9 protein-coding genes and 1 tRNA gene are annotated in these 13,049 nt (G+C 66.8%); 4 read left to right on the forward strand and 6 right to left on the reverse strand.

Annotated features, from left to right (window positions below):
• Window positions 1-82: 82 nt before the first annotated feature.
• The 3 genes from G4D77_RS04410 to G4D77_RS04420 form a co-directional block, all read right to left on the reverse strand.
• A tRNA-Val gene (locus G4D77_RS04410) sits at window positions 83-159 on the reverse strand.
• Between the two features lie 67 nt (window positions 160-226).
• Window positions 227-2,476 carry a RelA/SpoT family protein gene (locus G4D77_RS04415; RefSeq protein WP_154834704.1) on the reverse strand — a complete coding sequence of 750 codons (2,250 nt, stop codon included), beginning with the start codon at window positions 2,474-2,476 and terminating at the stop codon, window positions 227-229.
• Window positions 2,473-3,480 carry an alpha/beta fold hydrolase gene (locus tag G4D77_RS04420; protein ID WP_193726243.1) on the reverse strand — a complete coding sequence of 336 codons (1,008 nt, stop codon included), beginning with the start codon at window positions 3,478-3,480 and terminating at the stop codon, window positions 2,473-2,475. Before G4D77_RS04420 ends, G4D77_RS04415 begins: the two co-directional genes overlap by 4 nt.
• 69 nt (window positions 3,481-3,549) lie before the next feature.
• On the opposite strand from G4D77_RS04420, the gene G4D77_RS04425 reads away from it, so the two are divergent.
• The gene (locus tag G4D77_RS04425) at window positions 3,550-4,344 is read left to right on the forward strand and encodes a 3-hydroxybutyrate dehydrogenase (RefSeq protein ID WP_016445272.1); all 795 of its coding nucleotides are present in this window, start codon (window positions 3,550-3,552) and stop codon (window positions 4,342-4,344) included.
• Window positions 4,345-4,417: 73 nt separating this feature from the next.
• Here G4D77_RS04425 and G4D77_RS04430 read toward each other — a convergent pair whose 3' ends face one another.
• Window positions 4,418-5,164 carry an SIMPL domain-containing protein gene (locus G4D77_RS04430; protein ID WP_061287643.1) on the reverse strand — a complete coding sequence of 249 codons (747 nt, stop codon included), beginning with the start codon at window positions 5,162-5,164 and terminating at the stop codon, window positions 4,418-4,420.
• Between the two features lie 305 nt (window positions 5,165-5,469).
• Here G4D77_RS04430 and ompR point away from each other — a divergent pair, with 305 nt between their 5' ends.
• Window positions 5,470-6,207 (forward strand): osmolarity response regulator transcription factor OmpR, encoded by a 738-nt coding sequence (ompR, locus tag G4D77_RS04435; RefSeq protein ID WP_017404718.1) that lies wholly within the window; start codon window positions 5,470-5,472, stop codon window positions 6,205-6,207.
• A 242-nt stretch (window positions 6,208-6,449) separates the two neighbouring features.
• Window positions 6,450-7,952, forward strand: a complete 1,503-nt coding sequence (locus G4D77_RS04440) for an ATP-binding protein (protein ID WP_012204699.1) — start codon at window positions 6,450-6,452, stop codon at window positions 7,950-7,952.
• Window positions 7,953-8,054: 102 nt separating this feature from the next.
• On the opposite strand, the gene ispF is transcribed toward G4D77_RS04440, so the two are convergent.
• On the reverse strand, window positions 8,055-8,534 hold the full coding sequence (gene ispF / locus G4D77_RS04445; protein WP_154834705.1) for a 2-C-methyl-D-erythritol 2,4-cyclodiphosphate synthase: 480 nt from the start codon (window positions 8,532-8,534) through the stop codon (window positions 8,055-8,057).
• A 16-nt stretch (window positions 8,535-8,550) separates the two neighbouring features.
• The gene (gene ispD, locus G4D77_RS04450) at window positions 8,551-9,381 is read right to left on the reverse strand and encodes a 2-C-methyl-D-erythritol 4-phosphate cytidylyltransferase (RefSeq protein WP_154834706.1); all 831 of its coding nucleotides are present in this window, start codon (window positions 9,379-9,381) and stop codon (window positions 8,551-8,553) included.
• Between the two features lie 161 nt (window positions 9,382-9,542).
• Between ispD and mfd the strand changes: the two genes are divergently transcribed.
• Window positions 9,543-13,037, forward strand: coding sequence for a transcription-repair coupling factor (gene mfd / locus G4D77_RS04455; protein WP_154834707.1), 3,495 nt, complete (start codon window positions 9,543-9,545; stop codon window positions 13,035-13,037).
• Window positions 13,038-13,049 lie beyond the last annotated feature (12 nt).

The following is a 13,049-nucleotide window of genomic DNA, read 5'->3' on the forward strand; positions in this document are numbered from 1 at the left end:
GGGCGCACAAACAAAAAAACCAAACAAAAAAGCCTTCTGAGTGATCAGAAGGCTTTTTGCATTCCATCTGGCAATGGAAAATTGGTAGGCGCGATTGGACTCGAACCAACGACCCCCACCATGTCAAGGTGGTGCTCTAACCAGCTGAGCTACGCGCCTGTGTTTGTTCGAGAAAGTGATTCTAGCACGGGTTTTCCAGGACTCCGACAAAAATACCCGAACAGGCTCAGCGCCGCCGTGCCGAACGCACGCCCGCCACGGCGGCCACGATACCCAGCACCTTGTTGAGGCGACCGGAATCGGCCACTTCCACGGTGAAGGTCATCCAGGCCGTTCCCTTGACGGATTGGGTCTGCACGCCGATGACATTGGTCTTCTCCCGCGCAAAGACTTCGGAGATATCGCGCAGCAGGCCCTGCCGGTCGGCCGCTTCCACGGACACATCGACCGGGTAGACGGCCGAGGCCACGGCCGCCGCCTTGGGCTGGCCCCAGGCCACGTCGATCACGCGCTCGGAATTGCGCGCTGCCATTTCACGGAAGTTGGAGCAGTCGCAGCGGTGCACGCTCACGCCCTTGCCGCGCGTGACAAAGCCCCGGATGTCGTCCGGCGGCGCAGGCTTGCAGCACTTGGCCAACTGCGTCATCAGCGAATCCACGCCCACGACCAGCACGCCGCCCTTGGGCGAGTCCGTGCCACGTGCCTTGCGCACCGGGGAGAATTCCTCGACTTCCTCCTCCGCCTCGGCCGGTCGCAGCACGGTCTCGATGTTGCGCAGCGAGTATTCATCCTTGCCGACGACTTCGAACAAGGCATCGGCCGATTTGAAGCCGAGCTGAACGGCCAGCTCCTCCAGCTTGACGGCCGTCTTGCCCTCGCGCTGCAGCAGTTTCTCGACCGCCTCGCGGCCGCGCGCCACGGTCTCGTGCGTGGCCTGGGCATTGAACCAGGCACGCACCTTGGCCTTGGCACGGTTGCTGGTCAGGTAGCCGAGGTCGGCGTTGAGCCAGTCGCGCGAGGGGCGCCCCTCCTTGACCGTGGTGATCTCCACGGTCTGGCCGTTTTGCAGCGGCGTGTTCAGCGGCACCATGGCGCCGTCCACGCGCGCACCGCGGCAGCGGTGCCCCAGGCTGGTGTGCACCGAATAGGCGAAATCCACGGGCGTCGCGCCCTGCGGCAGCTCAATGACGGCCGCATCGGGAGTGAGCACGTAGATGCGGTCCTCGAACAGGCCCCGATGGTGGGCGCCCGCCAGGTCGCTGCCCCAGGCCAGCAACTGGCGCAGCACGGCAATCTTGGCGTCGTACTCGCTGCTGGCCGTGACACCCGCGTATCCCTTGGTGCCCGCCTCCTTGTAGGCCCAGTGGGCGGCCACGCCGTGCTCGGCATGGTCGTGCATGGCCTGGGTGCGGATCTGGATCTCGATGGCGCGGCCCGTCTCGTCGCGCACCACGGTGTGCAGCGACTGGTAGCCGTTGGGCTTGGGCTTGGCGATGTAGTCGTCGAATTCCGCCTCGATGGGCGTGAACTGCTCGTGCACCCAGGACAGGGTGGCGTAGCAGTCCTTGATCGTGGGCACGACGACACGCATGGCGCGGATGTCGAAGACCTGGTCGAAGTTCAGCGACTTGCCTCGCATCTTCTTGACGATGCTGTAGATGTGCTTGGGCCTGCCTTGCACGGTGGCGCTGATGCTGTGCGCGCGCAGGTCGGCCTCCAGCCGTGCGCGCATCTGCTCCATATAGGCTTCACGCTCCACGCGCTTTTCATCGAGCAGGCGGGCCACTTCGCGGTAGGTCTCGGGCTCCAGGAAGCGCAGGGACAGATCCTCCAGCTCCCACTTGATCTGCCAGATGCCCAGCCGGTTGGCCAGCGGCGCAAACACCGTCAGCGCCTCGCGCGCAATGCCGGGCGAGACCGGGCGCTTGCTGGCTGCGTAATAGCGCAGCGTCTGCAGGCGCGACGCCAGCCGCAGCAGCACCACGCGCAGGTCGCGCGAGAAACCCAGCAGCATCTTGCGCACGTTCTCGGTCTGCGTGGCCTCATCGTCCAGGTACTGGCCGCCCAGCTCTGCACTGCGCGCCTGCTCCTGCACACGCATGAGCTTGTTGGTTTCCACGGCCAGGGTGGCGAAATTCTCGCCAAAGGCCTTGGCGATCACTTCCTGCGGGCGATTGAGGTGCACGCTGGCATGCACCAGATAGATCGCCGCCTGCATGGTTTCGGAGCCGCCGATGGTCTTGAGGATGGCAGCCACCGCATCGGCATGGGCCATGGTGTTCTCACCGGACTCCATGGTCTCGGTGGCGATCAGCGGCTCGGCAAAGCTGCGCGCGCGCGCCAGCGCGTTGACCTGTTCGGGCAGGGTCTGCGACGTGGCCGTGATCAGGTGCGGCAGCACCGACGGCACCTGGCCCGGCGCGGCTGCGCCGGGCGAAGGCGCCTGCACGGCGGCCTCGCTGCTGGCAGTCTTCATTCGTCACTCTCCCTGGCCTGCTCGGCAAGATTCATGGTGCTTGGCAAGCGCTCTTCTCCCCATAAGAACCGGCACAGCAAGGCCACCTGCCCTGCTGCGACGAAGGTGGGCGCATGCCCCACCCCTTCAAATTCCACGCAATGCGCCTTCGGGCCGCGCTGCGCCATGGCCTGTGCCGTGGCCGCCGTCAGCAGATCGGACTGCGCACCACGAACTAGCAAGACGCGTGCCTTGATCTGGTCATACAGCTGCCACAGCAGCGCTTCGCCGGCCTGGGCCATCTCGCGCGTCATGTGCTGCAGGGGCACCGCAATCTGAGGGTCATAGTGCAGGACAAGGCCGCCATCGGCGGCCGGCCGCATCATAGGTCGCGTCAATCGCAACCATTGCCCTTCGCTATGTGGGCCGAAGCCTTCGGAAATCAAGAGCAGCGCATGGGCTGCCTGCCCAAGATTTTCAAAATGCGCGCCCTTGCCCAGGTACTGACCTATGCGCTCCAGGGCAGACCACTCGATCACAGGCCCCACATCGTTGAGCACCAGCCTGCGGATGGGCGCCGGCAGCGGCAGCCCCGGCTGGCCCGCAAGCGCCATGCCGATCAGCCCGCCCATGCTGGTGCCCACCCAATCCAATTGTTCGACAGGCGCCTGCGCATGCACCTGGGCCAGCAAGGCCAGCATGTCGGCTGCGTAAAGAGGCACCTGGTAGGCGGTCGGATCCTGCAGCCAGTCGCTTTCGCCACGCCCGACCACATCGGGGCAGATCACGCGGGCACGTTCGCTGAGCCGCTCGGCCAGCGCATCAAAGTCACGCCCCTGGCGCGAAAGGCCGTGCACGCAGACCACGACATGGGGATGGTGCGGATCGCCGGTGCGATTCCATTCCCAATAAGCCATGCGGTGCGAAGCATTCTCTTGAGCAGCCGGGCTGGCAGTACGGCTCCAGGGTGAGGCACGCCCGGCAACCCCCGGGCAGGATACGTAGTTCAGCGTAGGATGATTCATGGAAACGCATTCGCGGAGCCGGCGCCGATAATGGCTGTGTTGCATCGTACATTCATTCGGAGACTCTCTATGTTGAAAGGCAAGACCGCCCTCGTGACCGGCTCGACCAGCGGCATCGGCCTCGGGATCGCGAAGGCGCTGGCCCGCCAGGGCGCCAATATCGTGCTCAATGGTTTCGGCGATGTGGACGGCCCCCGTGCCGAAGTGCTGGCCGCAGGCCAGGCCGCCGGCGCCCAGGTCGCCTACCACGGCGCCGACATGAGCCGCGTGGCAGACATCGAGGACATGGTCCAGTACAGCGTGCGCAATTTCGGCCAGATCGACATCCTCGTGAACAATGCCGGCATCCAGCACGTGGCGCGCGTGGAAGACTTCCCGCCCGAGCGCTGGGACGCCATCATCGCCATCAACCTGTCCAGCGCCTTCCACACCTCGCGCCTGGTCCTGCCCATGATGCAGGCGGCCGATGGCGGCAAGGGCTGGGGCCGCATCATCAACGTGGCCTCGGTGCACGGCCTGGTGGGTTCGGCGCAGAAGTCTGCCTACGTGGCGGCCAAGCACGGCATTGTCGGTCTGACCAAGGTCACGGCGCTGGAGAACGCCACCTCCGGCATCACCTGCAACGCCATCTGCCCCGGCTGGGTGCTGACGCCACTGGTGCAAAAGCAGGTGGACGCCAAGGCCGAGCAGCACGGCATCAGCAACGAAGAAGCCAAGAAGCTGCTGCTGGGCGAGAAAGAGCCCTCCATGCAGTTCACCACGCCCGAGGAACTGGGCGAACTGGCCGTGTTCTTCTGCTCGCCCGCCGCAGCCAACGTGCGCGGCGTGGCCTGGAACATGGATGGCGGCTGGGCGGCGCAGTAAGCGCGCCAGCACCGGCTCACGTCAAAAAAGGAGCGCCACGGCGCTCCTTTTTTCATGGGCGGCCCACGCCTGCTCAGTACATCTGCACCGAGCCCGACACGTGGACCATCACCTGCGCCTTGCCCGCTTCCACGGACACGGCATCCATTTCCGCGCCAGCGGCCTTGGCGGACATGGCCATCATGCGCGGACGCGGCATCGGCACCGAGGTATCGCTGCTGCTCACGTTGACCTCGCGCAGGCTGTAGTTGGCAAAGCCGAAGCTCTTGGACAGCGTGGAGGCGCGCTGCTTGAACTGTTCGATGGCCTTGGCCTGGGCCTCGCCTTCGACCTTTTCACGGGCCTCGCGCGACAGGCCGAAGCCCACCTGCGACAGCGTCATGTCCTGCACCTGGGCCGCCGTCTGCGTGATGCGCGCGAAGTCGCGGCCCTGCAAAAGAATCTCGGCGCGGCCCTGCCAGCCTTCCACCTTGTTGTCCTTGCCATAGCGCGGATAGATGCCGAAGCTGCCGGTGCTCACATCCATCTGGCCCGGCTGGGCGCTGCGCTTGGTCACGGCCATGGCGGCCTCGACCACCTTCTGCAGCTGGGACTGGACCGTGGCGGCATCACGCCCTTCGCGCGTGGCCGACAAGGTGGCGGTCAGCAGGTCCTGCACCACGTCCACCGAGCCTTCTGCAGACAACTGCACCACGTTGGCAGGCTGTGCCGGCGCCGTGGCGGCGTTCTGCGCCCAGGCACCGCTGGCACAGGCCAGCGCAGTGGCCGCGACCACGGACTTGACCCAGGGGCGGGACAGCTGTTTGGAAAGCTTGCTCATGCGTTCACCCTTTGAAATGAAAGGTAGTTCAGGGATACAACTGCATGCCGCCCTTTCGCTACGGCATGCCGCCAGATGGTGACAGGTGTGGAGCCAAGCAGGCCTGCCGGCTCCTCCATTGACAACATTATTGCAACGATAAATGCATCAACATGGAAAACCCATAGTTAAATATTCTAAAGACACATTTTCCGTTCTAAATTTAAACGCAACATCTGTAACACACGGCAATATTTCGGGGGTTTGTCCAGACTTTTCGGCGCAAGCTGGTAACAATGGCGGCTGTTACAAATGACCGACCGAGGATGAACATGGCCACTACGACCAACCGCACCGACAAGATCCTGGTGGTGGATGACGATGCGCGCATCCGCGACCTGCTGCGCCGCTACCTGACGCAGGAAGGCTTCGAGATCATGATTGCCGAAGATGGCAAGGCGCTGAACCGCATCCTGCTGCGCGAAACGGTGGACCTGATCGTGCTTGACCTGATGATGCCCGGCGAAGATGGCCTGTCCATCTGCCGCCGCCTGCGCTCGGCCAACGACCGCACGCCCATCATCATGCTGACCGCCAAGGGCGAGGATGTGGACCGCATCGTGGGCCTGGAAGTGGGCGCCGACGACTACCTGGGCAAGCCCTTCAACCCGCGCGAACTGCTGGCCCGCATCCATGCCGTGCTGCGCCGCCGCCCGCCGCAGGAAGCGCCGGGCGCGCCTTCCGGCGACAACGAAGTGGTGAGCTTCGGCCCCTTCACCTTCGACCTGGGCACGCGCGTGCTGCAAAAGAACGGCGAGGAACTGCCGCTGACCACGGGCGAATTCGCCATGCTCAAGGCCCTGGTGCGCCACCCGCGCCAGCCGCTGTCGCGCGAGAAGCTGGCCCTGCTGGCGCGCGGCCGCGAGTTCGAGCCCTTCGACCGAAGCCTGGACGTGCAGGTCTCGCGCCTGCGCAAGCTGATCGAGGAAGATGCCGCCGCACCGCGCTACATCCAGACGGTCTGGGGCGTCGGCTATGTGTTCGTACCGGACGGCGCGAACTGAAATGCATCACCCCCTGAGGCGCTGCGCGCCTTCCCCCTCTCTCGCTCCGCGGGAGGGGGACGACGCCCTCGCCGCGAGGCGGCTCTTGCTCGGCGTCCCTGGGTTGGGGCCGTAACGTTTTATGTGCCGTTGACAATGCGCAGCGCCAAAACCTCACCCTGTCGACCGAGACAACCGGTAACGCAGGCTGGCCGGCACAGGCGTAATCTCGCAGCCGGCCCCTAGAATGACGAACCGCTTCCATGAGTTCCTTCACCGTCCCGCCCCATGACGCCACCAGCCCTGCGCCGCTCGACTACGAGCGGCGCATGACTGCGCGCTCTCCGCTGGGACTCAATCTTTTCTGGCGTACCTTCTGCCTGCTGGCCCTGCTGCTGGTGGGCAGCATCCTGGCGTGGCTGCAGACGCTGCGCGCCTTCGAGTTCGAGCCGCGCACGCTGCACACCGCCCAGCAGATCGCCTCGCTGGTCAACCTCAGCCGCGCGGCCCTGGTGCATTCGGATGCCATCAACCGCGTCTCGCTGATCAAGACCATGGCCGACCAGGAAGGCGTGCGCATTCTGCCGCGCGAGCCTGGCGACAGCTTCGAGCTGCTGGACCAGAGCACGCTGGGCAAGCGCCTGACCGAAGAACTCACGCGCCGCCTGGGCTACGGCACCATCGTGGCGCGCAGCGTCAATGGCGAGCCGGGGCTGTGGGTGGGCTTCACCATCAATGGCGACCGCACCTGGCTGCTGATGGACCGCTCGCGCTTCACGCCGGCCAGCGGGCGCACCTGGCTGATCTGGCTGATCACGGCCGGCCTGCTGTCCCTGGCGGGGGCGGCAGCCATCGCGCGCCTGATCAACCGGCCGCTCAAGCAGCTGAGCTATGCGGCCAACCGCGTGCGAGATGGCGACTTCGACGCCAGCCAGCTCGACGAGGAAGCCGTCACCAGCGAGATCCGCGAGGTCAACATCGGCTTCAACCGCATGGCGCAGAAACTGGCCCAGCTGGAGCAGGACCGCGCGGTGATGCTGGCCGGCATCTCCCACGACCTGCGCACGCCGCTGGCGCGCCTGCGGCTGGAGACCGAGATGAGCGTGGTGGACGACGTGGCGCGCGAGCACATGGTGGCCGACATCGTGCAGCTCGACGCCACCATCGACAAATTCCTGGACTACGCCCGCCCCGACCATGTCACCCTCAACCCGGTGAACCTGCATGCCGTGGTGTCCTCCTGCGTCTATGCTGTGCAGGACCACCGCGAGCTGCAGATCAGCATGGCCGTGCCCGAAGGCGTCTATGTGCTGGCCGACGAGGTGGAACTGGCGCGCGTGATCTCCAACCTGTTCGAGAACGCACGCCGCTACGGCAAGACGCCCGAGACCGAAACCACCCACGTGGACGTGACGGCATCGGAGCGCGAAAGCTGGGTGGTGATCCGCATCCGCGACCATGGCCGTGGCGTGCCGCCCGAGCAGCTCGCCAGCCTGACACAGCCCTTCTTCCGCGGCGACTCCGCGCGCACGGCCGCAGCGGGCGCGGGCCTGGGCCTGTCCATCGTGGACAAGACGGTGCAGCGCATGGGCGGCGTGTTTGCGCTGTCCAACTCCTCCACGGGCGGGCTGGTCGCCCATGTGCAGTTGCAGCGTGCCTCGGGAGTGGCCAAGGGTGCCGAGCCCGAGCAGCGCCTGCAGCGCCCGCAGATCAAGCGCCAGCTGCCTCCGCGTGCGCAGGACGGCGCCCTGGACGGTGAAGACTGAGCACGCAGCGCGCGTTCGGCAGATACGTTCGGCAAATACAAAGGCCCCGGCGATCGTTGACCGATCGCCGGGGCCTTTTGCATGGGGATGGCACCCCGCTGGTCAGGCGCGGAACAGCAAGGCGGCGGCGCGCGCCTCCATGGCCTGTTGCTGGCCCACGGGCCCGAGCTTCTCGGCCGTCTTGGCCTTGACGTTGACCTGGTCCAGCGCCAGCCCCAGCGCCGTGGCGATGCGCTCGCGCATGGCAGTAATGTGCGGCGCCAGCTTGGGGGCCTGGGCAATGATGGTGCTGTCGATGTTGCCAATCTCCAGGCCCGTGGCGCGCACGCGGCGCGCCGCCTCCACCAGCAGCACCAGCGAATCGGCGCCGCGGAATTCGGGGTCGGTGTCGGGGAAATGCCGGCCGATGTCGCCCAGCGCCGCGCCGCCCAGCAGCGCGTCGGTGATGGCGTGCAGCAGCACGTCGGCATCGGAGTGGCCCAGCAGCCCCAGTTCATGCGGCACCTCGATGCCGCCCAGGATCAGCTTGCGCCCGGGCACCAGGGCATGCACGTCCCAGCCCTCGCCAATACGAAAATTCATGTGAAACATTCCAGGTTCAGAAAAACGGATTGCCCGACGCCTGCGGCTGGTCGCGCTTGCCCCGGTAGCGTTCCAGCGTCGCGCCATGCGCGCGCTGCGACAGCACGGCGGCAGCCAGCGCAAAGTCGTCGGGATAGGTGACCTTGAAGTTCTGCGCGCCGCCGGGCACCAGGCGCGGGCGCTGGCCCATGGCCTCCATGGCGCTGGCCTCGTCGGTCACGGCCGAGCCGGCGTGCTGCAGCGCATCGAGCAGCGGCGCGATGCGGAACATCTGCGGCGTCTGCGCCAGCCATTTGTCGCTGCGGTCCACCGTGCCCGCCACGCGCACCCCGCTGGGCCCGGCCACGGCCGTCTTGAGCGTGTCGGGCAGCTTGTGCGCCAGCAGGCCGCCCACGGCATCGTGCTCGCAGGCGTCGATCAGGGCATCGATCAGTTCGGGCGTCACCAGGCAGCGCGCGGCGTCGTGCACCAGCACCCAGTCGTGCGCGCTCGCACCGCGCGCCAGCAGCTCCTTCAGGCCGTTGGTCACGGATTCGGCCCGCGTGGCGCCGCCGCAGGCCGCCGTGGAGTAGCGCGTGGGCGACGGGCCCGGCAGGCCCTGGCGCCAGAAGTCGTCGCCAGGCGCGATCACCACCAGCGTGTGGCGCACACGCGTCGTGCCCGCAAAGGCGGCCAGCGTGTGCGCCACCATGGGCGCACCGGCCACCAGGTGGTATTGCTTGGGCAGTTCAGGCGCAGGCGCATCGGGTGCGATGGCGCGCGAGCCCGTGCCCGCGCAGGGGATCAAGGCCCACAGGCGGGCCGGCTCCAGGGATGCGGGCGCAGCCGCCGCAAGCAGATCTGTCATGGTGGCGCATTGTAGTGACGGCCATGCGCCACCATGGACATGCGGGCATGCCTGAATGGCCGCCATGCGTGCTGGCTAAAATGGTTCGATACCCCTCTGCGCGTGCCGAGGGGTTTTGTCGTTACTTCGCCCAGGCGCTGCGGCGCCAACGTCCAAGCACCATGGAACTGCCCAAGCTCACTCCCGGAAAACGCTTCACCCTGCCCCGCCCCGTGGGCAGCGCCGACGCCCTGCTGCTGGCCCGCCTGGGCGAGCGCGAGAAGGCTGCAGGCAGGGTGACGGCCATCGTCACGGCCGATGCCTCGGATGCCCAGCGGCTGATCGACGAGATGGCCTTCTTCGCACCGGGCCTGCGCTGCGCGCTGTTCCCCGACTGGGAGACCCTGCCCTACGACAGCTTCTCTCCCCACCAGGACCTGATCAGCGAGCGCCTGGCCACGCTGTGGCGCATCAACCAGCGCGACAAGGAGCATGGTGCCGACGTGGTGCTGGTGCCCGCCACCACGGCGCTGTACCGGCTGGCACCGCCCTCCTTCCTGGCCGGCTACACCTTCGAGTTCAAGAGCGGCCAGAAGCTGGACGAGGCCAAACTCAAGGCTCAGCTGACGCTGGCCGGCTACCAGCATGTCTCCCAGGTGGTCAGCCACGGCGAGTACGCGGTGCGCGGCGGCCTGATCGACCTGTTTCCCATGGGCTCGCTGCAGCCCTACCGCGTGGATCTGTTCGACGACGAGATCGACTCCATCCGCACCTTCGACCCCGACACCCAGCGCAGCCTCTACCCCGTGCCCGAGGTGCGCCTGCTGCCCGGCCGCGAGTTCCCCATGGACGAGGACGCGCGCGCCAAGTTCCGCCACCGCTGGCGCGAGCTGCTGGAGGGCGATCCCACGCGCAGCCGCATCTACAAGGACATGGGCCAGGGCATTGCCACGGCCGGCATCGAGTACTACCTGCCGCTGTTCTTCGACGAAACGGCCACCGTGTTCGACTACCTGGGCGCCGATGCCACCGTGGTGATGCATGGCGACCTGGAGCCGGCCTTCCAGCGCTTTTGGCAGGACACCAAGGAGCGCTTCCGCCTGGTGCAGGGCGACCCCGAGCGCCCGGCCCTGCCGCCCGAGGTGCTGTTCCTGTCCGCCGACCAGTTCTACACGCGCGCCAAGGAGCACGCCCAGCTCGCGCTGCGCCCAGGCACCGAGGACGTGGCCGACAGCGCCATCTTCCAGAAGCTGGAGGACCTGTCCGTGGTGCGCGGCGCCGAGGACCCGCTGGCGCGGCTGCAAAGGCACATTGCCGCCAGCGCCCACCGCGTCCTGCTGCTGGCCGAGTCCGATGGCCGCCGAGAAAGCCTGCTGGACTTCTTCCGCGCCTCGGGCGTGAACCCGCCGGTCTTCGACTCGCTGGCCGAGTTCCAGGGCGATGCGGGCGAGAAGGTGGGCATTGCCACGGCCGGGCTGATGAACGGCTTCGCATGGGTGGAGGAAGGCCTGGACTTCGTCACCGAGACCGAGCTGTTCGCCACCAGCCCCACGGGCCGCAGGCGCCGCCGGCAGGAGCAGGTCAGCGATGTGGAGGCGCTGATCAAGGACCTGTCCGAACTCAAGGTGGGCGACCCCGTGGTGCACTCGGACCACGGCATCGGCCGCTACCAGGGCCTGGTCCACATGGACATGGGCCAGAAGAACCCGGACGGCACGCCGGCCGTGCAGGAATTCCTGCACCTGGAGTACGCGGGCAACGCCGTGCTCTACGTGCCCGTCAGCCAGTTGCAGCTGATCAGCCGCTACACGGGCGTCTCACCCGAGGACGCGCCGCTGCACAAGCTCGGCGGCACGCAGTGGGAAAAGGCCAAGCGCAAGGCGGCCGAGCAGGTGCGCGACTCCGCGGCCGAGCTGCTGAACATCTACGCACGCCGCGCCGCACGCCAGGGCCATGCCTTCCGCTACTCGCCCCAGGACTACGAGCAGTTCGCCAACGACTTCGGCTTCGAGGAAACGGCGGACCAGCGCGCTGCCATCCACGCCGTGATCCAGGACATGATCAGCCCCCAGCCCATGGACCGCCTGGTCTGCGGCGACGTGGGCTTCGGCAAGACCGAGGTGGCGCTGCGCGCGGCCTTCGTGGCCATCACGGGCGGCAAGCAGGTGGCCTTCCTCGCGCCCACCACGCTGCTGGCCGAGCAGCACTACCAGACCCTGGTGGACCGCTTCTCCAAGTGGCCGATCAAGGTGGCCGAAGTCTCGCGCTTTCGCTCGGGCAAGGAGATCACGGCGGCCGTCAAGGGCATTGCCGACGGCTCGGTGGACATCGTCGTGGGCACGCACAAGCTGCTGTCCGAGTCCACGCAGTTCAAGAACCTGGGCCTGCTGATCATCGACGAGGAGCACCGCTTCGGCGTGCGCCACAAGGAAGCCATGAAGGCCATGCGCGCCGAGGTGGACGTGCTCACGCTGACGGCCACGCCCATCCCGCGCACCATGGGCATGGCGCTGGAAGGCCTGCGCGACCTGTCCGTCATCGCCACCGCGCCCCAGCGGCGCCTGGCCATCAAGACCTTTGTGCGCAACGAGGGCACGGGCGTGATCCGCGAGGCCGTGCTGCGCGAGCTCAAGCGCGGCGGCCAGTGCTACTTCCTGCACAACGAGGTCGAGACCATCGAGAACCGCAAGCAAAAGCTCGAGGAAATCCTGCCCGAGGCCCGCATCGCCGTGGCCCACGGCCAGATGCCCGAGCGCGAGCTCGAGCGCGTCATGCGCGACTTCGTGGCCCAGCGCTACAACATATTGCTGTGCTCGACCATCATCGAGACGGGCATCGACGTGCCCAGCGCCAACACCATCCTCATCAGCCGCGCCGACAAGTTCGGCCTGGCCCAGCTGCACCAGCTGCGCGGCCGCGTGGGCCGCAGCCACCACCAAGCCTATGCCTACCTGATGGTGCCCGACCTGGACAGCCTGACCAAGCAGGCCCAGCAGCGGCTGGAGGCCATCCAGCAGATGGAGGAACTGGGCTCGGGCTTCTACCTGGCCATGCACGACCTGGAGATCCGCGGCGCCGGCGAGGTGCTGGGCGAGAACCAGAGCGGCAACATGATGGAGGTGGGCTTCCAGCTCTACAACGAGATGCTGTCCGAGGCCGTGCGCAGCCTCAAGGCCGGCAAGGAGCCCGATCTGCTCAGCCCGCTGTCGGCCTCCACCGACATCAACCTGCACGCGCCGGCCCTGCTGCCGGGCGACTACTGCGGAGATGTGCACCTGCGCCTGTCCTTCTACAAGAAACTGGCCACGGCCCGCACCAGCGACCAGATCGACACCCTGCTCGAAGAAATCGTGGACCGCTTCGGCAAGCTGCCGCCCCAGGCGCAGACGCTGATCGACGTGCACCGCCTGCGCGTGCTGTCCCAGCCCTACGGCGTGGTCAAGGTCGATGCGGCGCCCGGCGTCATCAACATCACCTTCAAGCCCCAGCCGCCGGTGGACCCCATGGCCATCATCCACCTCATCCAGAAGAACAAGCACATCAAGCTGGCCGGCAACGAGAAGCTGCGCATAGAGCGCGCCCTGGACAATCCCAAGGACCGCGCCCAGATGGTGCGCGACGTGCTGCGCAGCCTGGGCCAGCCGCTGGTGGAGGCAAAGGCGGCCCAGCCCGCATAGAAGGGTTGTCCT

This window comes from Delftia sp. WY8 (assembly GCF_018437695.1).
Taxonomy (GTDB): Bacteria; Pseudomonadota; Gammaproteobacteria; order Burkholderiales; family Burkholderiaceae_C; genus Comamonas; species Comamonas tsuruhatensis.

Excerpts from the sequence above, each read along its gene's own strand:
- G4D77_RS04415 (WP_154834704.1), bottom strand. The coding sequence starts at position 2,476 with ATGAAGACTGCCAGCAGCGAGGCCGCCGTGCAGGCGCCTTCGCCCGGC.
- G4D77_RS04420 (WP_193726243.1), bottom strand. The coding sequence starts at position 3,480 with ATGAATCATCCTACGCTGAACTACGTATCCTGCCCGGGGGTTGCCGGG.
- G4D77_RS04425 (WP_016445272.1), top strand. The coding sequence starts at position 3,550 with ATGTTGAAAGGCAAGACCGCCCTCGTGACCGGCTCGACCAGCGGCATC.
- G4D77_RS04430 (WP_061287643.1), bottom strand. The coding sequence starts at position 5,164 with ATGAGCAAGCTTTCCAAACAGCTGTCCCGCCCCTGGGTCAAGTCCGTG.
- ompR (WP_017404718.1), top strand. The coding sequence starts at position 5,470 with ATGAACATGGCCACTACGACCAACCGCACCGACAAGATCCTGGTGGTG.
- G4D77_RS04440 (WP_012204699.1), top strand. The coding sequence starts at position 6,450 with ATGAGTTCCTTCACCGTCCCGCCCCATGACGCCACCAGCCCTGCGCCG.
- ispF (WP_154834705.1), bottom strand. The coding sequence starts at position 8,534 with ATGAATTTTCGTATTGGCGAGGGCTGGGACGTGCATGCCCTGGTGCCC.
- ispD (WP_154834706.1), bottom strand. The coding sequence starts at position 9,381 with ATGACAGATCTGCTTGCGGCGGCTGCGCCCGCATCCCTGGAGCCGGCC.
- mfd (WP_154834707.1), top strand. The coding sequence starts at position 9,543 with ATGGAACTGCCCAAGCTCACTCCCGGAAAACGCTTCACCCTGCCCCGC.